At 49.2% G+C, this 20,720-nt stretch carries 19 protein-coding genes; all 19 read right to left on the bottom strand.

What is annotated here, in order from left to right; genetic code table 11:
* Positions 1–15: 15 nt before the first annotated feature.
* Positions 16–1,047, bottom strand: coding sequence for an RIP metalloprotease RseP (gene rseP, locus H6A13_RS05825; RefSeq protein WP_204908675.1), 1,032 nt, complete (start codon positions 1,045–1,047; stop codon positions 16–18).
* A 3-nt stretch (positions 1,048–1,050) separates the two neighbouring features.
* Positions 1,051–2,193: a 1-deoxy-D-xylulose-5-phosphate reductoisomerase gene (dxr, locus tag H6A13_RS05830; RefSeq protein ID WP_204908676.1), complete on the bottom strand. Its 1,143-nt coding sequence runs from the start codon at positions 2,191–2,193 to the stop codon at positions 1,051–1,053.
* 18 nt (positions 2,194–2,211) lie between these two features.
* Entirely contained in the window at positions 2,212–3,009 is a 798-nt protein-coding gene (locus H6A13_RS05835) for a phosphatidate cytidylyltransferase (protein ID WP_204908677.1), read from the bottom strand.
* A 4-nt stretch (positions 3,010–3,013) separates the two neighbouring features.
* The gene (locus tag H6A13_RS05840; RefSeq protein ID WP_204908678.1) at positions 3,014–3,748 is read right to left on the bottom strand and encodes an isoprenyl transferase; all 735 of its coding nucleotides are present in this window, start codon (positions 3,746–3,748) and stop codon (positions 3,014–3,016) included.
* 44 nt (positions 3,749–3,792) lie between these two features.
* Complete coding sequence (gene frr, locus H6A13_RS05845; protein ID WP_204908679.1) at positions 3,793–4,344, bottom strand: ribosome recycling factor; 552 nt, start codon at positions 4,342–4,344, stop codon at positions 3,793–3,795.
* A 22-nt stretch (positions 4,345–4,366) separates the two neighbouring features.
* Positions 4,367–5,062, bottom strand: coding sequence for a UMP kinase (pyrH, locus tag H6A13_RS05850; RefSeq protein ID WP_204908680.1), 696 nt, complete (start codon positions 5,060–5,062; stop codon positions 4,367–4,369).
* A gap of 83 nt (positions 5,063–5,145) precedes the next feature.
* Positions 5,146–6,012: a YitT family protein gene (locus H6A13_RS05855; protein ID WP_204908681.1), complete on the bottom strand. Its 867-nt coding sequence runs from the start codon at positions 6,010–6,012 to the stop codon at positions 5,146–5,148.
* A gap of 148 nt (positions 6,013–6,160) precedes the next feature.
* Positions 6,161–6,769 (bottom strand): Rpn family recombination-promoting nuclease/putative transposase, encoded by a 609-nt coding sequence (locus H6A13_RS05860; protein ID WP_243424742.1) that lies wholly within the window; start codon positions 6,767–6,769, stop codon positions 6,161–6,163.
* A complete protein-coding gene (locus H6A13_RS13275; protein WP_243424743.1) occupies positions 6,721–6,951 on the bottom strand; it encodes a hypothetical protein in 231 nt (76 codons plus the stop codon). Before H6A13_RS13275 ends, H6A13_RS05860 begins: the two co-directional genes overlap by 49 nt.
* A 245-nt stretch (positions 6,952–7,196) precedes the next feature.
* Positions 7,197–7,823, bottom strand: coding sequence for a TetR/AcrR family transcriptional regulator (locus H6A13_RS05865; protein ID WP_204908682.1), 627 nt, complete (start codon positions 7,821–7,823; stop codon positions 7,197–7,199).
* Positions 7,824–7,981: 158 nt separating this feature from the next.
* Positions 7,982–10,360: a trans-4-hydroxy-L-proline dehydratase gene (gene hypD / locus H6A13_RS05870; RefSeq protein WP_204908683.1), complete on the bottom strand. Its 2,379-nt coding sequence runs from the start codon at positions 10,358–10,360 to the stop codon at positions 7,982–7,984.
* Between the two features lie 3 nt (positions 10,361–10,363).
* Positions 10,364–11,272: a trans-4-hydroxy-L-proline dehydratase activase gene (locus tag H6A13_RS05875; RefSeq protein WP_204908684.1), complete on the bottom strand. Its 909-nt coding sequence runs from the start codon at positions 11,270–11,272 to the stop codon at positions 10,364–10,366.
* 114 nt (positions 11,273–11,386) lie between these two features.
* Positions 11,387–14,101 (bottom strand): DEAD/DEAH box helicase family protein, encoded by a 2,715-nt coding sequence (locus H6A13_RS05880; RefSeq protein ID WP_204908685.1) that lies wholly within the window; start codon positions 14,099–14,101, stop codon positions 11,387–11,389.
* A gap of 145 nt (positions 14,102–14,246) precedes the next feature.
* Positions 14,247–15,122: a DUF368 domain-containing protein gene (locus H6A13_RS05885; protein WP_204908686.1), complete on the bottom strand. Its 876-nt coding sequence runs from the start codon at positions 15,120–15,122 to the stop codon at positions 14,247–14,249.
* Positions 15,123–15,231: 109 nt separating this feature from the next.
* Entirely contained in the window at positions 15,232–16,152 is a 921-nt protein-coding gene (tsf, locus tag H6A13_RS05890) for a translation elongation factor Ts (RefSeq protein ID WP_204908687.1), read from the bottom strand.
* Positions 16,153–16,178: 26 nt separating this feature from the next.
* On the bottom strand, positions 16,179–16,934 hold the full coding sequence (rpsB, locus tag H6A13_RS05895; RefSeq protein ID WP_204908688.1) for a 30S ribosomal protein S2: 756 nt from the start codon (positions 16,932–16,934) through the stop codon (positions 16,179–16,181).
* 196 nt (positions 16,935–17,130) lie between these two features.
* Entirely contained in the window at positions 17,131–18,336 is a 1,206-nt protein-coding gene (locus H6A13_RS05900; protein ID WP_243424744.1) for a C40 family peptidase, read from the bottom strand.
* Positions 18,337–18,485: 149 nt separating this feature from the next.
* Positions 18,486–19,613, bottom strand: coding sequence for a C40 family peptidase (locus tag H6A13_RS05905; RefSeq protein WP_204908690.1), 1,128 nt, complete (start codon positions 19,611–19,613; stop codon positions 18,486–18,488).
* Between the two features lie 142 nt (positions 19,614–19,755).
* On the bottom strand, positions 19,756–20,703 hold the full coding sequence (locus tag H6A13_RS05910; RefSeq protein ID WP_204908691.1) for a CPBP family intramembrane glutamic endopeptidase: 948 nt from the start codon (positions 20,701–20,703) through the stop codon (positions 19,756–19,758).
* Positions 20,704–20,720: the final 17 nt, after the last annotated feature.

The following is a 20,720-nucleotide window of genomic DNA, read 5'->3' on the forward strand; positions in this document are numbered from 1 at the left end:
TCCCTTATCCTGTTTCTAGAAAAACACCCTCTGAATATCATTGTACATTACAACCACCATCAGGATCATAAGAAGCACGATCCCTGCAAAATGCACATATCCTTCCTTTTCCGGCGGAACCCTTTTCTTTCGCACTGCTTCCACGAAGAGAAATACCAGCCGTCCTCCGTCCAGCGCCGGCAGCGGCAGCAGGTTCATCACCCCTAAGTTTGCCGACAGAAGGATCGCCAGGTTGAGCATCTGGGCCGTCACCACAAGCACTCCATAAGACCGGCTCTGCTGGTACGCATCGTCCACCACATCCACGATCCCTACGGGACCGGAGAGCTGATCCACGCCGATCTGCCCAGTCACCAGCATCCTGAGGCTGTCGATCGTCACCTGGATCCAGTATTTCACTTCATACGTTCCATAGGAAAATGCAGATAAAAGGTCGGCCCTGGTGTAACCGGCGCTTCCAAGCCCTACCCTGGCATAACCCAGTTCTTCATCATACTCCGGGGTCAGTGTAACAGACGTCTCTTTTCCATCTCTTTCATAGGTCAGAGAAACATTTTCTCCCGGATGAAACTGCAGATAAGCAGAAATCTCCCGGAAAATGTGGATATTTTTTCCGCCCATCTCCGTAATACGGTCCCCCGGTCTTAATCCTGCCTCATAAGCCGGATATCCTTCTTCCACGGCGCCCACCACCGGCTCGTCATAACCGGTCATAAAAATCAGGATCACGGAAAACACCCAGGCCAGAATAAAGTTGAAAATGGGGCCTGCCGCGATCACGCTGATCCGCGCCCAGACAGATTTTTTATTGAAATTATTGGGCGAGTCTGACGCCTCTTCATCTTCTCCCATGGCACAGAATCCGCCAATCGGTAAAATCCGGATACTGTATACGGTTCCCCGGTACTTCTTCTGAAAAAGCGCAGGTCCCATACCTACCGCAAACTCATCTACATCAATCCCGTTTTTCTTTGCCAGTAAAAAATGTCCCAGTTCATGGAAAAATACAATAAAGCCAAATAATATGATTGCTAATAGAATGCCCAAACGCTACCTCCTGCTGTTGATCCGTTCATATGTTGCCGCCTCCGTCTCCAGGATCTGCTCCAGGGTCGGATGCTCGATCACTTTGTGGGCACGGATGCAGTCTTCAATAATCTCCGTAATCTCCAGAAATGTAATCTGCCGGTTCAAAAACTGCCGGACTGCCAGTTCATTTGCCGCATTAAACACTGTCGGAAGAGAGCCTCCTCTTCTTCCCGCAATATAAGCCAGCTTCAGGCCGTAAAAAGTATCCATGTCCGGCTTTTCAAATGTAATGCTCCGAAGCTTCCAGAAATCCAGCCGGTCTCCCGGAAGGTCCCTTCTCTCCGGATAATAAAGCGCGTACTGGATCGGCAGTTTCATATCCGGAGTTCCAAGCTGCGCCAGGACCGCCCCGTCTTCATATTCCACCATGGAGTGAATGATACTCTGGGGCTGAACTACAACCTGAACCTGATCCACAGAAACGCCAAACAGCCATTTTGCTTCTATCACTTCCAGCCCTTTATTTACCATCGTGGCAGAATCAATGGTGATTTTCTTTCCCATAGACCAGTTGGGATGGCGAAGTGCGTCTTCCACCTGCACATACATCAGATCTTCCTGCTTTTTGCCCCGGAACGGACCTCCGGAAGCAGTCAGAAGGATCTTGCGGACCGGATTGCCTTCATTTCCCTGCAAAGTCTGGAAGATGGCGCTGTGCTCGCTGTCCACCGGAAGGATCTTTACCCGGCATTCTTCTGCCAGCGGCATGATCAGATGTCCGGCTGTCACCAGTGTCTCTTTGTTTGCCAGAGCGATATCTTTTCCCGCCCTGATCGCTTCCATAGTGGGACGGATGCCGATCATTCCTACGATCGCAGTCACTAGTATCTCCACCTGCGGAAGGGTTGATACCCGGATCAGGCCGTCCATGCCGGAAACAATTTCCGTATCCGTGTCAGCCACCATGGAGCGCAGTTCCAGAGCCTTCTCTTCCGACCAGACGGCCGCGACTTTCGGAGAAAACTCCCGGATCTGTTTTTCCAGAAGCTGTATATTCTCTCTGGCCGCAATTCCCAGAACCTCTATGTCTTTATTTTCTCTTACGATTTCCAGCGTCTGGGTCCCGATCGATCCGGTAGAACCCAGGATTGCTATTTTTTTCATGAATTGTCTCCTCCATCATTATATGACGCTCGCCAGATAAAAGATCACAGGCGCCGTAAAGATCACGCTGTCAAAACGGTCCAGGATCCCTCCGTGTCCGGGGATCAGTTTTCCGTAGTCTTTAATATCATGATTGCGCTTGATCGCCGACGCGGCCAGGTCGCCGATCTGCGAGATCGCGCCTCCGGCTCCGCAGATCAGGGCGCATTCCCATACAACAACGTCCGCTCCTGCCCAGTGGTTCATGGCAAGCGCAAACAGCGCGCCCAGAAGCGCCGCTCCCAGGATGCCGCCAACGCCGCCTTCTATTGATTTTTTCGGACTTAACTTTGGCGCCATCTTATGTTTTCCGATCAGCATCCCCACACAGTAGGCACAGGTATCACATCCCCAGGAACTCAGGAAGATCAGCCATACGATCACTCCTCCCTCCTGCGGAAGCATCCGGGTCTGGTAGACGAAAGAGAGCATCATCGCCACATAAAAGAGGCCGAAGAACACTGTCATCACCTGTTCCGCCCGGTATTTGGGGAAGGAAAATACATAAACCGCCATCAACGCTACCAGAAACAAGAGAGAGATCATCATCACATGCTCCAGTTCTCCCACATACAGAAAGCGGTAATAGACGGCAGCTGCCAGATACCCGACTACCCCGAGAAGCGTCTGCCTGGCTCCTACTACGTTGTAGAGTTCTGTCATTCCGATCAGGCTGACAGCCAGAAGAAGGAAAAAGAGCAGGTCTCCTCCCAGTCCTACCGTCGCGATCAGTACAATCACCAGCACGATCCCGCTCAAAAGTCTTGTCTTAAACATTTCCTTACTCCCCCTTTACCCCGCCGTAGCGGCGGTCTCTCTCATTGTATTTCAAAACAGCCTTTTCCAGCTCTTCTTTTGTAAAGTCCGGCCACAAAACATCTGTAAAATAAAACTCTGTGTAAGCCAGCTGCCAGAGCAGATAATTGGAAAGCCTCTGTTCCCCGCTGGTCCGGATCAGAAGGTCCGGATCCGGTATCTCATGGGTATCCAGATACTGTTCAAACACAGCCTCGTCAATCTTTTCCGGCTCTACCTTTCCTTCCCTGCAGTCTTCTGCTATTTTTCTGACGGCTCTTAAGATCTCATCCCTGCTTCCGTAATTGATCGCGATCTGAAAATTCAGCCCGCCGTTTCCTTTTGTCGCCTCCTGAAGCTCCAGGATCCGGCTCCGGATATCCTCATCCAGTCCGCTCAGATCTCCGATCACCCGGACTTTCATATCGTTCTTTGCCGCGGTCTTCAGACAGGTCTTCATATAATTCCGGAGCAGCTTCATCAGGGCGTCCACTTCATCTTTCGGACGGTTCCAGTTTTCTGTTGAAAAAGCGTAGACAGTGAGATATTTGATCCCCATGCGCCAGGCTTCCTCGCAGATCCTTTCCACATTTTTGCTTCCCTGGGCATGCCCGTAGTTTCTCGGCATTCCCTTCGATTTTGCCCACCGGCCGTTCCCGTCCAGTATGATCGCCACATGCTGTGGTATATTCATTGGAACTTTCTCCTCCTTTACAGACATAAGGACAGACCAGGTATCCTCCAGATCTGCCCCTCTTATCCTGTTTAAACTGTCATAACCTCTTTTGTCTTCACTTCAACAGCCCCGTCTATCTTTTTGATATACTTATCTGTCATCTTCTGAAGATCATCTTCCAGGTCCTTGATCTCATCCTCGGAAATATCGCTTCCTTTTAATTTCTTAAAAGTATCATTTCCGTCTCTGCGGATGTTGCGGATCGCAACTTTTGCCGCCTCTCCCTTTTTCTTTACATCCTTGGCCAACTCTTTTCTGCGTTCCTCGGTAAGTTCCGGGAAGATCAGACGGATAGAAGATCCATCATTGGTCGGATTGATGCCAAGATCAGAAGTCTGGATCGCCTTTGTGATCTCTTTGATCATGCTCTTTTCCCATGGCTGGATCTGGATCATCCGCGGTTCCGGAACCGATACGTTTGCAACCTGCTGCAGCGGTGTCGGCGTTCCATAATATTCTACCATGATCTTATTCAGGACATTGGGATTGGCGCGCCCTGCACGGATACCTGCAAGTTCTGCATCCAGGCTGTCCATGGTCTTTTCCATCTTGCTCTGATATTTTTCCAGTTTTTCGTTCATATGCTTGTTCCTCCCTTTATTCCTATACAGTCACCTTTGTTCCTGTAAATGTTCCTGACATGGTATTTACGATGCTGTTCTCTTCGTTCAGTCCAAATACCAGCATCGGCATTTTATTTTCCAGGCACATGATGGACGCCGTCAGATCCACTGCCATCAGCTTCCGGTCAATGATCTCCTGGATAGATATCTCGTCAAATTTTTTCGCCTCCGGATTTACCTTGGGATCGCTGTCATAAATACCGTCGATCGCCTTTGCCAGCAGCATGGCGTCCGCCTCGATCTCGATCGCCCGCAGTACCGCGCCTGTATCTGTAGAAAAGTACGGATGCCCGGTCCCGCCTGCAAAGAAGATCACTTTCCCTTCCTCAAGGGCTGCCACTGCGGCATCTTTGGAAAATAACGTGGTAAATGCTCCGCAGACAAAAGGTGTGAACACTTCCGTCTTCATCCCCACATGACGGAAAATGTCTGACACATAGATGCAGTTCATCACAGTCGCCAGCATGCCAATCTGATCTGCCTTCACCCGGTCGATCGTCTCGCTGGTCCGGCCCCGCCAGAAGTTGCCTCCTCCTGTAACGATCGCCACCTGGATCCCGTCGTCCACCAGCTTCTTTACCTGGCGCGCAACGCCCAGACAGGTCTCTTCATCAAACCCTGTCTTCTTTTCGCCTGCAAGTGCTTCTCCGCTGAGTTTTAACAACACTCTCTTCATAGTAAATTATGCTCCTTACGTCTGTTTATCATGCCTTCCGCATATTTATATAAAGTATACCATAGGATACCGGAAAAGGGAATCTAAATGTTCTTCTCCCCCGGCACTCCTTTTTTCTTATTCCAGAATCCGGACACCTCGCTCACTGTCGCAACAGTCACAAATGCCCTGGGATCTGTCTCATTGATAAAATGCATCAGTTTTGCATACTCTGTCTGCGTCACGATGGTGGCAACCTCTGTCCGCTCTGTTCCTTCATAGCTTCCCCTGGTCATATAAAGCGTGGCTCCGCGCCCCAGGTGGGTATTGATGTATTTCCGGATCTCGTCATATTTTTCTGAGATCACACACACTTTTTTCTTTCTCTGGAATCCGCCGATATATTCATCCACGACCAGACCATTTACATAGGTCACGATCAGACCCAGCACCACCGTCTTGCTGTCATAGACAAGCGCCGCGCTCAGTACGATCAGCGCGCCGGCTACAGCAATACTCTTGCCAAGCTCCACATGGAGATATTTATTCATGATCTTTGCCACGATATCCAGACCGCCGGAAGACGCCTGCGCCTGGAAAATGATCGCCTGCCCGGCGCTCACCACGATGATCATCGCAATCGCGTCCAAAAGCACGTCTCCTGTCAGTGATTTCTGATTCGGAAAGATCACTTCACATACCCATAACAGAAACGGCTGGAGCAAAGACGCATACACAGTCTTTACGCCAAACTCTCTTCCGATCAGCAGGAATCCCGCGATCAGGCAGACGCCGTTTAAGATCAATGTCATCAAAGAAACCGATACCGGCACAAACTGTGTCAGTACCAGCGCAAGACCGCTCATACTTCCCAGTACGATATGAAGCGGAATCATGAAAAAATATACTGCGATGACCACTACGATCATCCCCACAGTGATCATCAGATAATCCTTTGCTGCTGCTTTCATCCCCAATTTTCCTCCTGTATGACTTATTACCATCTATATATTGTGCACGTTTTCATATACTTGTCAAGAATTCCTATTCAAGATTTGTTATAGAAAAAGGACACCCTAACAAGTCGCCTCAACCTATTACAGTGTCACTTCTTCCAAATCACTCCTGCATTAATTTTCTGATCTGTTCACGCAATGCGTTATTTTCCGCTTCCTTTTTACCTAGAACATTCTCCTTTTCCTGCAAATCCGCTTTTAAACCGTCTATCTCTTCCTGCATTTCATCAATCATATACTGTACTGTGTTTCGATCCAGTTCCTGCAATTCTTTCGAGAACATCTCCATCACCTTTTCCACATTCAGGCACAACTCATATATTTCTCTGTACATTTTTTGAAACTCCGGATACTTTTCCATAAGTTCCGCCATTTTTTCAGGCTCGTCTGTACTAAAAAACATCAGCCATGCTTCCAGTTTATTTCTTACACCTTTATTTTGCACAATCTTCTGAAATACGTCAAGCGGAATATATACATATTCCTGAAGCAGATCCATATTAATTCCTGTGTCTGATTTTTGTGAAAAGCGATGAAGATAATTTTTTTGAAATGAATGAAAAACCTTTGGGCTCTTCTCATATAAAACAATTGTATATACTTTCTTTATATCTCGATAACTAAAAGCTTTCCCTTTTTCCCCTTTTACACGCTTATACTGTCTTAACAGTAAATCTGCCGAATAGCAGGCGCTTCTTTGTCCAGCAAACAACTTTGTCCCAGCACCAGTGACAAAAATTCTTCTAGCCGTTCCGGAGCAGTTTCCGGATTCATAATTTCCTTAAAAACAGAATCATACAAAATCTTTATTCCTTTGGTTCCTGTGCAAAAATTCAAAAATTCCTCCTGCTGTTCATCATTCCACTGGCGAAACAAATGCAATACGTAAAACATCTGCCATATTTATCCTCCTTCTAATCTTCTTAATCGTATAATATTAGGGATTTTGCTTCGATCTGATTTGCAAGAAGCTTTTGAATAAAAAGAATCGTATGCAGTCAACCGACTGCTTTCATAGATAAAATAACTGTACCACGATATATCTATAAAAACAATAGAAGTTTTCAAATTCGCTAAAAAAAGCGGAAAATCTCTCAACCGATTTTTCCGCCTTATTTTACTATCTTTCACAACGCTTTTCAGGAATGGGAAAGCAGCTTTTTCAAAAAAGAACAGGTCAGGTTATAAATAGAAAACCGTGGATATGCAATCTCAGCCGTTTCCATCGCTTCTTTCTGCTTTGCAGTGACTACCGTGTATGGATAAATCCCGAACATGAACGGATAAAACGCATAAATAAAATCCGTCTGCTCTTTTTCTGTCATCTCCGGGAAAAATTTATCCAGGCACCGGGTCACAGCCTCGATCGATCTCTTATAGGCAATCTTGAATTCCACGAGGTTTTCCATGCGGCTGTTCGCTTCCATATCATAATGGTTCATAGCCATAAGCTTTAAAAGTCTTTCCCGCTTTTCCAGAGTATGGGCAACAGCTTCTGCAAATCCTTCCCCTGTAAATGTTTCATTTGTCCGGAGTAATTCTTCCAGGTCTCCGGTCCATAATTCATACTCCTGCTGGAATAGCGCCAGAAAGATTTCTTCTTTAGTCTGGAAATAATTGTAGATGGAGGTCCGCGTAAAAGATGTCTCTTTCCCGATCTCTTTGATCGTGATCTCCCGGAAACTCATGGTCTCGTAAAGTCTTGCGCATGCATGGATGATCTCTTCTTTTCTTGCGTTTGTCAGTTCCTCTGATCCTCTGGGCATAATGCACATACCTCTTTCTTTTCTGATATTCCCAGTATAAGGCTGATCTGACACAGCGTCAACCATTTCCCACTTCTTTGCATGAGGTCTCCCTGACTACAAAAATAAGACCGGGACTTTTTGTCCCGGTCTTATCCTAACCATTCATACTATGAATCTTAGCCAAAAGACTGCTCTGTACGGTTAATGATCTCATCCTGAAGCGGCTTATCCAGATTGCGGAAGAAGTCACTGTATCCGGCTACGCGGACGATCAGATCTTTGTAGTCTTCCGGATGCTTCTGTGCCTCGATCAGAGTCTGTCTGTCAACCACGTTGAACTGAATGTGGTGTCCGTCCATGGAGAAGTAGGAACGGATCAGGCTGGCCATATTGTTCAGACCTTCCTCTCCTGCTACAACGTCCGGTGTAAACTTCTGGTTCAGAAGTGTTCCGGCTGTTGCAAGATGATCCATCTTTGCACAGGATTTGATTACGGCTGTCGGTCCGTGTGTATCTGCGGATTTCTCCGGAGAAATACCCTCGGATACCGGCTTATGTGCCTTTCTTCCGTTTGCTGTTGCAAGGATCACATCGCCAAAGTATACATGGCAGGTGGTCGGCAGCATATCTACGCCGTACTTTCCGCCTCTCATGTTCGGACGTCCTGTGATGGTGCTTCTGTAAAGTTCAAATACTTCCTGCATGATCTCATCTGCGTAATCATCATCATTGCCGTATTTCGGGCTCTGATCATGAACCATGCGGTAGATGGTGTCATATCCTTCGTAATCATGCTCCATGGCCTCGATCAACTCTTCCATGGTGAAGTTCTTGTGATCGTATACATTGTACTTGATCGCTGCGATACAGTCGGTAACTGTTCCGATACCTACGCCCTGGATATAGCTGGTGTTGTATCTTGCTCCGCCTGCATTGTAGTCTTTTCCGTTAGAGATACAGTCGTTTGTTACAACAGACAGGCACGGAGCCGGCATATCCTGTGCGTAAAGTTTTTCGATCACATTGTTGCCGCGGATCTTAACATCTACGAAATACTCCAGCTGTTTCTTAAAGGCTGCCCACAGCTCGTCAAATGTCTTGAAATCTTTTGCATATCCAAGCTCAAGTCCCAGCTGTTTTCCGCTGTACTGATCAAATCCGTTAAACAGTGTCAGCTGGAAGATCTTCGGAATATTCATATATCCGGTCAGAATATATGCTTCGCTTCCCCATGCTCCGGTCTCCACACATCCGGAGGAACCGCCGCGTCTTGCATCTGCCAGGGATTTTCCTGCATTTACCAGTTCCATGATCTGTGCTTCTGTATTGTAGAATGCAGGCTGTCCCCATCCTTTTCTGGAGATCTCGCATGCTCTCTTTAAGAATTTGGCAGGTGTCTTTCTGCTGATGGTTACGTTGGAGTTCGGCTGAACAAGCTTCATTTCGTCCATGCAGTCCAGGATCAGATAGCTGACATTGTTGACACCATTCTGTCCGTCCGGTGTTACGCCTCCGGTATTGATATTTGCAAAATCTGTATAGGTTGCGCTTTCTTTCAGTGTGATTCCGACTTTTACAGGAGCCGGCTGATTGTAGAATTTTACCCACAGGCACTCCAGAAGTTCCAGAGCCTTCTCGTCATCCAGGATGCCAGCCTCAACATCTTTCTCATAATACGGATACAGATGCTGATCCAGTCTTCCCGGACTGAATGCATCCCACGGATTCAGCTCTGTGGTAACAGCCAGGTGAGTGAACCAGTATAACTGGATCGCCTGCCAGTAGGTCTGCGGTTTGTGAGCCGGCACAACTTCCAGGTTCGCTGCGATCTGTAAAAGTTCTGCCTTTCTGGTCTCGTTCTCTTCTTTTTCTGCCATCTCAAGGGCCAGTTTGTGATAACGCTCGCCAAGGATGATCACTGCATCGCAGGCGATATCCATGGCTTTGAGTTCCTCACACTTATTCAGTGCTTCCGGATCGTTGATATAATCCAGCTCATCCATGGTCTTTTTAATCTTTTCCTTATAATCCATGTATCCGGTGGTGAACACCTGCTCGCCGCCGCAGGTATGTCCGGGACCTCTCTGCTCCATGAATTCGGTAAACATACCTGCATGGTAGCACTCCTGCCATTCCGGAGTCATTCTGGAAAGAAGTTTTTCTCTCATACTTCTTCCTGTCCAGTACGGAATGATCTCTTCTCTCTGCAGCTTGCGGTCTTCCTCTGTTGTCTTAAAGGATACCAGCTCTCTTTCGCTCATGACGATCATATCTTCTTCGCTGTGGCAGCAAAGTTCCGGGAATGTCGGGGATGCCTGCGGATCTTTTCCTTTTTCTCCCACGATCAGTTCTCCGTCTCCAAGGTACAGGGTCTTCTTGGAAAAATATTCCTTCAGTGTCATAGCACGCATAACGGGGATGGAATATTTCCCGTCATTTGCTTTGTAAAAATCCGTCTCGATCTTTGCCCTTTCCAGATCAATGTGAACCGGTGTGTTGACACTGATCTCTCTGAGTTTCTGAATTCTTTCATTCATACCTCTTGCTTTGCCCATTTTTTAACCTCCTATTTTGGTGTTCTTATAACCTGCATTGATAAAGAGCGCTGCCAGCGCCTCCATCTCCTCTTTATCCGGAGCATGCAGATCCGTTCCTTTATATTCCATATCCAGCTTCCTGTACTTTCCGCTTCCCGTATCATGATACGGCAGCAGATTGATCTGAGCCGGATGGATATCGTGTTCCTGCAGAAACGCTATGGTTTCCTTCATATTTTCTTCGTTGCCGTTTACCTCTTTTACCGTAGGGATCCGGATATAGATCCTGGCGCCGTCTTTTGCAAGGCGGACCAGATTCTCAAGGATCAGCGCATTGTCTGTACCCATATATTTTTTATGTAACTCAGGATCCATCACCTTTACATCATAAAGAAATGTATTTACATAAGGCAGAAGTTCCTGGAACTTTTCATAGGGGACAAACCCGCAGGTATCAATGGTCAGTGTCACATCCTGACGCTTCAGTTCCTTTGCCACCGCAAGAAGATAATCCATATCCATGGACATCACTTCTCCTCCGGATAACGTAACGCCTCCGCCGGATTCCTCGTAAAACATCTGATCCTTCATCAGCTCTTTTACCAGTTCTTTTACCGTATATTCCTGTCCGATCACTTCTCTTGCACCCGTCGGACAGAATCTGGTACATTTGCCGCAGAATACGCAGGCCTCTGCATCCAGTATGGGCCGTCCTTCTTCCATGTGGATGGCACCGTTTGGACATACCACCGCACAGGCTCCGCACCCGGTACATTTCTCCCGGTCCACCTGCATTTCTTTTTCAAACTTCTGTGTCTCCGGATTGTGACACCACTCACATTTGAGAGGGCATCCCTTAAAAAACACGGTGGTACGGATCCCGTCTCCATCATGGATGGAAAATTTTTGGATATTTGTTATATTTTTCATCTCGTTCTCCCGCATATCTAAACCGATTCGACTCTGGTTTAGACTATAGTCTAATCCTTATGTTTTTAATTTAATACAATGTTAGAAATTTGTCAATAGGGAGACGCAGTGAATTTAGTCATATTTTCCCTTGACGACCTTCCTGCCCTGCAGTACGGTCTGATTCTTGTTCACAAAGGATTTGGTCCGGGCTCTTAAGAGAACCCTCCGCCCCTGGGGCGTTCTGGTGTAGACCGCCTGGAACCGTCCCATCGCCTTGCGGATATGTTTCTCATAGACATACACCCGGTCTTTCTGTTTCCCGAATGTCTCAGGCACCGCATAGAACTCCCTGGCCCGCTCCGGATTTCTTCCTTTTACCAGCAGATACCTGGGATTATCGATAACGCCCCAGATCTCTGCCATACAGGCTGCAAAGGTCGTCTTGTCCCGCATGGTCCCGCCTTTGAGCGCCACGCTGATAAGTGCTCCCTGGGCGGATTCCACTTCCACGCGGCAGTGCTGCGGCTCCTCGATCTCCCCTAGCTCTGCCAGGGCGTCTGCAACCGCCTGCCCGATCTGGCGCATCCGCTTCTCGGGCGTGCTGAATTTGAACAGCAGGTACCCGTATCTTCCGATGCCAAGACAGGCCAGCAGCGTGACCACCATCAGCGCTCGCGGAAGGGCAGTGCCAGGATACCGGAACGACAGTTCCAGGAACAGCCTCACCGCCTCCGAGGACACCGCCGACAGGATGCTTAAGATCATAAATCCCAGGGCGTGGACGAAGAGATAGCCTGTATTGGCCGTCTCTTTGGGGATATCCTCCCTCTGCCTTACCTCCATCTCCCCCCGGATCTCTTTTAGAGACTGCTGCCATCTCTGCCGGAGGCCTTCCCGGTCAGCCGCCCGGGAGAGCATGGTCTGGTTGATCCCTTCCATCTCTTCCTTTGTATCAAACTCCGGGATCCCGAGCCGCCCGATCCCGCTCTCGATCACCGGCTCTTCCCAGGATACACCCAGGAAAGATTCAAACCTGCGGACCAGCATCTCGTAATCCCCGGAGAGATCCGGATGCTTTTCTTTGCCCTTCTTTTGCGGGAAAACGCAGGCAAGATGCCAGATATTCCCGGTCTTATCGGGATGTTTCTTATCGGTGCGGATCGTCCGCCCCCGCATCTGGTTGCTCAGCATGAAGGAGCCCACATAGGTGGCCAGGATCAGGGAGTTGATGCAGGGCGCGTCCCACCCTTCTCCCAGCAGGGATTTGGTCCCCACCAGCGCGTTGATCCGGCCTTCTTCAAAAAGTTCCGTCACCACAGCTACCACATGGGTCTGCTTTCCCTTTACCTGCAGCTTTCCGTAGCTGGTCCCGCGGATCCGGGTCAGGGTTCCCTCGCAGTCTTTTTTGGCCAGCAGTTTCATCAGAAGTTCCTCCGTATCAGCAGGCACGATCACCACCGAACCGCTCAGAACTCCAAGCCGGATCCCGTCCAGTTCCTTCCGTCTCAGGAACTCAAAGATGGGCACCGCCCCGATCTCCGCGGTCAGGTCTTCCCGGGTCCCCACCACGGACAGTTTTTCCTTCTTGATATAGTCACAAAGGATCAGAAGCCGCAGCCTTTCTCCCATGGCCTGCCGCTCCGTCTCCACGATCCTTCCGATACTCTCCATCTTTCCCTGGCTCTTCACAAGCAGCTTCTGCAGCGCGTCCTTGTGCGTCAGGGAGACCTTCTTCCGGTAGATGCAGCCCGCCTCCTTGAGGTTTTTCAGGATCCTTTCCCGGTCTTCCTCCGCCACCTGGTAAGACTCTGTGTCATCATAGAGGAATCCCTGCAGGAGAGCCTCCAGCCATTCATCCTTCAGCTCCGGAAGCTTTCCGTCCGTACCGATCAGTTCCCGCAGATAATGTGGGAACGGGATTCCCTGGGCATTACAGAAAATGAGAAGAGCGGAGAAATATTTCGGCTTTTCCAGAAATGTTTCACTGTATTCCTCCGGATACTGCAGTCCCTTATGGGTAGCGATCATCCGGGTGAATTCCGACCCGGTCAGAAGTTCCCTGTATACAGCAGCCGTCTGCTCCTGATATGTCCTGATCTCCTCTAGTTCCTCCTTGGCCGGCCAGTTGAAACAGATGTAGTCCTCATGCGGACAGAGGCTTCCTTCCCGCACCAGTTCCGGCGTAAAGATCTCCTCATCGATCGGACCGCACAGGTCCGTGTAGCGCTTCCACTGTGCCGGCGTGCTGTCATAGGGCGGCGTGGCAGTCAGGGCGATCACCGTCATTCCCTTCATCTCTTTCATAAAGGCTTCCAGCGCCTTCCACCACTCGCTGCGCAGATGATGCGCCTCATCCAGGCAGATGGTCTTCACCCCTGCCTCCTTCACTGCTGCAAGGATGTCGAACTCCCGGAAATCGACTTCTTCTGTCTCCTCGGAAGCCATGGACTCCGTCTCCTCGCCTTCCTCCTCTTCCTGATCCTTCAGTTCTCCCTTGTCATGCTTCATGGCGCTGTACAGCGCCTGATAGGTGATGGCTGTGATCGCTCTCATCTGCTTGAGATCGTGGGACATGAGGCTGTCCGGCTCCTGCCCCTCCGCGAGAAATCCCTCTGTGATCCTGGCCAGCCACTGCTGCCGAATGGTGATGCTGGGCGACAGGATCAGGCAGGGCTCCCCCAGACGCCGGATCAGTTCAATGCCAAGCGTGGTCTTCCCGGATCCCGGGGCCGCCACAATGTGCAGCTTCCCGTCCGCCAGGTATTTCTCTGAATTAGACAAGACCCTCTCCTGGTAGTCCCGCCAGGTCCCCTTAAATTGCAAAATGCCGTCATATCTGTTTTTCATCTGCTGATCCTCCGTACCCTTTATATCCTATATCCATTTTATCTCGGTTACGCAGAAATGTCATTCTCTTCTTTCTTTTTCTGGGCAGATATTTTATGGCAAACGGGGACGGGGGATTTTAAAAAAATCCCCCGTCCCCGTTCATTTATCTTGACGTTCCTTTTTCTTTAATCAGCTGCATGCCCAGCACAAGTACCACGCCAATGATCGCGGCTATCACGCTGAATGTTCCAAGGGTCATTGCCTCCCTGGGCGTTTCCAGGGTGGTCGGTCCCATCACGATCGCATAAAAAGAACCGATCATCATACCGATGATTGCATAGACCGTCTGGGTTCTGAATTTTTCCAGACACACTTTGATGATCTTGACAACGGTCACAGCTCCGGTCAGGATGCCGCAGCCAAAGAAGATCAAGCACGGCACATAAGCCAGATCAAAGGACAGCACGCCCCTGACTGCGGTGATCACCGGAATGTAGGCGCCAAACACCAGCAGAAGCGTGGATCCGGATATTCCCGGAAGGAACATGGCCGAAATGGCGATCATACCGATAAAAAACAGACGGATCCCTGTTCCGATGGAAAAATAGGCGAGATTTACGGATCCTCCTGTGATCCGCCCGTTCATCCATGTGATACCTGCCACCAGAATGATCCCCAGCAGGCAGAAAATTATCCCCTTACCCACGTTTCTTACACATTCTTTTTCTTCCAGAATGATCAGCGGGATCGCTCCGGCGATGAACCCTATAAATACGGAACTGACAATATAAATATGGCTCTCAAACAGAGCGGAAAGGATCAGAACCGCAAGGATCATGCCGACTGCCCAGCCAATCCCCAGTTTGATCAGATATCGCAGCGCCGTCTTCTTTTCTTTCAGATTTCCAAATGCCAGATTATGTATGGAGCCGATGAACCGGTCATAAAATCCCATGATAAATGCCACCGTTCCTCCGGATACGCCCGGTACGCTGTCGGCAAGAGCCATACAGAATCCGTTAATACCTTCTCTTAACATAAAAACCTCCTGTTCACAGATCGTTCCACGGACACAAAAACGGGACCAGCCGCAAGTCTGCTTGCGCCGGCCCCCTTGTTTTTCTGTCTGTCGCGCTTATGTTTAACGCTTACATTCCTGCCTGAGCGGCAACCTCAGCTGCAAAGTCGTCAACCTTCTTTTCAATACCTTCTCCGGTCTCGAAACGGAAGAACTTCTTAACAGTCATGTTTGCGCCGTTCTCTTTTGCAACCTTAGCCACATACTTGGATACGGTCAGGTCGCTGTCCTGAACATATACCTGGTCTAACAGGCAGATCTCTTTGAGCTCTTTGTTCAGACGTCCGATGATCATCTTCTCGATGATGTTGTCCGGCTTGTCCGGATTCTCTGTCTTAGCCTGAGCTAACAGGATCTCTTTCTCATGATCCATGAATTCCTGAGACACTTCATCGCGGGATACGTACTTCGGAGACATCGCTGCCACCTGCATTGCCACGTTCTTCAGGCACTTTCTGATCTCGTCGTTTACTACGTCTGTCTCAGCCTCTACCAGAACGCCGATACGTCCGCCGCCGTGGATATATGCTACAACACAGCCGTCAGATACGATCTTTTCAAATCTGCGGATGCTCAGCTTCTCGCCGATCACGGCGATCTTCTCTGTCAGAGCCTCGTGTACAGTTTTGGAACTGTCCTCGATCCAGGCTTCTTCCATAAATGCATCCATATCTTTTGCCTCTGTTGCCATAGCCTGCTCGGTTACTGCCTTTACAAATGCCTGGAAATCAGCATTCTTTGCAACAAAGTCTGTCTCAGAGTTTACTTCTACGATCGCTGCGGTCTTGTCATCTTTTACTTCTGCCATAACAAGTCCTTCTGCGGCGATTCTTCCGGCCTTCTTCACAGCCTTCGCTTCACCGTTCTTTCTCAGGTATTCGATCGCTGCGTCCATATCTCCGTCAGTCTCGCTTAATGCCTTCTTGCAGTCCATCATTCCTGCGCCGGTTAATTCTCTTAACTCTTTTACCATACTAGCTGTAACTGCCATCTTATTTTCCTCCACACTTTAGAATCTTACTCTTCTGCTGCCTCTGCCTCGGATACTTCCTCTGCTGCATCCTCATAAACAGCTTCTTCTTCGCCTGTCATTCCCTGATTAGCCTCTACAACAGCGTCAGCCATCTTGGAAACGATCAGTTTTACTGCACGGATCGCATCGTCATTTCCCGGGATCACATAATCCAGTTCTTCCGGATCACAGTTGGTGTCAGCGATACCGATCAGCGGGATTCCCAGAGCGTGAGCTTCCTGTACGCAGATTCTCTCCTTCTTCGGATCTACTACAAAGATCGCATCCGGGAGTTTCTTCATCTCTTTGATTCCGCCCAGGTTCTTCTCCAGCTTTTCCCATTCTTTCTTTAACTGGATGACTTCTTTTTTCGGCAGTACATCGAAAGTTCCGTCCTCAGACATTCTCTCGATCTCTTTTAAACGTGCCACTCTGCTCTTGATGGTCTTGAAGTTGGTCAGCATTCCGCCCAGCCATCTCTCATTTACATAGAACATTCCGCAACGCTCTGCCTCTGTCTTGATGGCATCCTGAGCCTGCTTCTTGGTTCCTACAAACAGGATGGTTCCGCCGTCTGCCGCGATATCAGATACTGCCTGATATGCCTCGTCTACCATACCTACAGACTTCTGAAGATCGATGATGTAGATCCCGTTTCTCTCTGTGTAGATGTAGGGAGCCATCTTAGGGTTCCATCTTCTTGTCTGATGTCCAAAGTGAACACCTGCTTCTAAAAGCTGCTTCATTGAAATTACGCTCATGTTTCTTTCCTCCATTTGGTTTTTTTACTTCCGTACGTGTGTAAGCCCTTGAAACCGGCTTTCTTCAAGCTTTGGCACCATCTTGGGCAAACATGTACGTGTTTTTTTGCGACTTTTTCATAATAGCATAAAAGCCCTGCTGTTGCAAGGCTTTTATCAGGATTTATCTTCTGTTTTTCATGGATATCACAGGTTTTTACCAGTAACGTCTCACTCCCAGGATCGTCCGGTAGTTCGGCGGCGAACTGATCTTGATACCGCCCGCCGGATATGGCGCGCTGTTGGAAGCATGTACGATCTGGTTTCCTCCGATGTAAATAGCCACATGACCGCTGTACACGATCACATCACCCGGAAGCATATCTGAGTAATTAACCGCTTTTCCACCTGCAAGCTGACTCCAGGAGTCTCTTGGTGTAGAAATGCCAAACAGGGCATGTACGGACATTACAAATCCGGAACAGTCCGCGCCATTTGTCAGGCTGGTTCCGCCGTATTTATAGGGATTGCCCACATACTGGCAGGCAGTATTTGCAATCTGCTGTCCCAGAGAGGCGTTGCCCGGTGTTGACGTGGTCCCGCCGCCGGAAGGTTTATTTCCTCCGCCTGACGGTTTGCTGCCGCCGTTATTTGAACCACCGCCGTTATTTCCGTTTTGATTGCCGTTATTACCGTTATTGCCGTTATTGCCTCCATTACCGCCCTGTGACGGCTGGTCCGCATCCGTCTGCCCTTCCGCAGCGTCTACCATATTTTCTGTGGCGTCTGTCAGCTGATCCAGTTGTGCCGCAGCCTCTGCTCTGGCTGTCTCCAGCTGGCTGTCAAAATCCGCGATCTGGCTTCTCATGCCGTCAAGCGTGGTCTGAAGATCTGCCTGCTGTCTTCCCATATCCTGGGACATCTGCTCCATGTCAGCCTGTCCGGCTTCCAGATCCGCCTTCCGGTCCGCCACCTCTTCTTTGGCTTTGGCGTATTTGTCCAGCTGATCCCTGTCATAACTATGTACATTCTGGATATATTCCGCCTTATTGATCAGATCTGTAAATGAATCCGCGCTGATCAGTGTCTCGATAAAAGAGGAATCTCCTGCTTCATAAATGTATCTGATCCTCTTTTTCATCGCCTGATACTGATCCTGCTCTTCTGCCTCGGCAGCCTTTAATTCTTCCTGGGCCTGGCTGACGCGTTCCTTCTGCTTTTCAATATCCTGCTGCAGTGCGTCATACTGTACCAGCAGTCCTACCAGCTGCTTCTGGACATCGTCCGCCTGGCTTTGCACCTGGGCTTTCTGCGTCTCCAGTGATTCTACATTCTGGTCTTCCGGAACCGCCATGGCTGTCATGGAAAAAGAAACGCTCATTACAAGAACTGTAATGAGCGCATTCACATATCGTCTCTTCATAATATCCTCACCCATTCTTACTATTCTTGTCGTCTAAAACAAGTATTATCTATGCTCCCCAGCATATCTTAAGGTCAGAATACTACATTTTTTCCAATTTATCAACAAATTCTTCTGTTTTTCCGAAAATTACCTGTAATAACGGAATCTTACCAGTAACGTCTGTACCACGGAGAACCATATACGCTGGCCACTCTTACCACATCACCGGTGTGAGGCGCATGGATCATCTGGCCGCCGCCGATATAGATACCCACGTGGGTTCCGTAACATACCAGGTCGCCAGGCTGCGGGTTGCTGACTGCTTTTCCGCCGCCGCCCTGTGCCTGTGAGGTACGGGCAATGCTGATACCTGCTACTCTGTGGCAATACTGCGTCAGACCGGAACAGTCAAGAGCCGCTCCCGGTGTGCTTCCGCCATAGACATAAGGTACGCCAAGCTGGCTGTAAGCTGCGTTTACGATGGTCTGCGCCGCAGATGTGTTGCCGGACGGAGCACTTACATTTCCGCCGCCGGTAGAACCGGTATTTCCGCCGCCGTTGTTCGTGGTGCCGCCGCCATTGTTGGTGGTAGCTCCGCCATTTCCGCCGTTCGCTGCTGCGCCGCCATTCTCTCCATCGTTCCCGCCATTATTGGCCGCTTCTTCTGCTGCCTGACGTTCTGCAGCCTCTCTGGCCGCCGCCTCTGCAGCTGCCTGAATCTGAGCGTCCAGATTTGCAACTTCATCTTTCTTGGACTCGATGGTATTACTTAATTCCTGCCCCTGAGCCTCATACTCGGTCTGCAGAGTCTCCATCTCTTTTTGCTCATCTTCCAGGGTGGTCTTCAGATTATCAATCTTCCTGGTTGTTTCTACATATTCGTCCAGCATCTTCCGGTCGTATGTATGCACATTCTGGATGTATTCTGCTTTGTTTACCAGATCAGCAAAACTGTCGGACTCGATCAGGGATACCAGCATGCTGGCGTCGCCTTTCTCGTACATATATTTAATACGAAGCTTCATATCTTCGTACTGCTGTTCTTCTTTCTCTTCTGCCGCTTTCAGATCTTCTTTCGCCTCGATGATCTCTTCCCCTTTTGCGATCAGATCCTCTTCCAGTTCTCCTGCCTTTGTCAGAAGTTCTGTCAGCTGGCTCTGCAGAGAAGATACTTCGCTCTGTGCTGCGGCCTTATTTTCTTCCAAACTATCAACTGAAGGCGCTGCCATTACCGGTGTTACGATCATAGAACTTGCCGCAACGGCTGTCAGCAGTCTGATTCCAAATTTTTTCATAATCAACCTTCCTTCTCACTTTATTATACTTGCTTCCCCTCATTTTGACATAGTAACTCTACATCTACCGGCCATTATACTCTACAGGAATTATTTTTGCAACACTTTTTAACAATTTTGTAACATATTAAAAAACCGGCAGCTATACAGCCGCCAGTTTTCCGCCATTTTGATCATTATTTCCCGGGATATCCGGTTTTTCCTCAATCCGCTGCATGAATACAAACATGCTTGCCGCTACGGCCGCACAGATCACTGTTACCGTACCGATCCGCAGGATGTCTTCCATCAGCCAGTCCATCAGCCCTGCATAAGTGGCCGCGACAGACAGAAGGTTCATCGTCATATGTGCCAGGATCGGCGCCTTTACGGAACCGTATTTCTCACAAACATAGGCCAGCATCATGCCAAGAATAAATGCATAGAGCATCTGCACCATGTTCATATGCATCAGTCCGAATACAACTGCCGAATAAAGCGCCGCCTGCAGGAAGGTTCCTCTCTCCCGCAGCCGTTTAAATAAGAGTCCGCGGAATACCAGTTCTTCGCTGATCGGCACCAGTATGCCAAGAGCGATGATCTGCACCGGAAGCGCAGCCGAATAAAGCGTATTCATGGTTTCCGTATAGACCTCATCGGACGCTCCAAGATTCCCGATGTTGATCAGATTATTCAGCCCCAGGCAAAGCGCCAGCGCCATAAGAATGACTGCGGCATATTTCCAGACCGGAGCCTTTTTATTGGGGATGATCCCAAGCCTTCTTTCTTTTACTCTGTCCTGATGGAAGAAAATCCACATTACCGGTATGATCACAAGCGATGCCGCGCCCTGGATCAGCGTTCCCGCCTCCAGATAACTGCTGATCAGCCTGTCATACAGATCAAACATGGCTTCCTGACTCTCCATCGCCGCACGGAAGGCCGCCGGGTCAGTCAGCTGGTACGCCATGGCAAGCGCAGTCATTGCCAGGAGTGATACCAGAAACTCGATCCCCCACTTGATCAGGATAGGACCCCATAACTGCCACATGCGTTTCCCGTAATTTTCCGGGGGCATGGGCGGTCTGGGATTTCCCTGCTGCTGTTCCATATCTATCTGTTTCCTCA

Origin of the sequence: Mordavella massiliensis (assembly GCF_016902415.1) — a bacterium.
GTDB lineage: Bacteria > Bacillota > Clostridia > Lachnospirales > Lachnospiraceae > Merdimonas > Merdimonas faecigallinarum.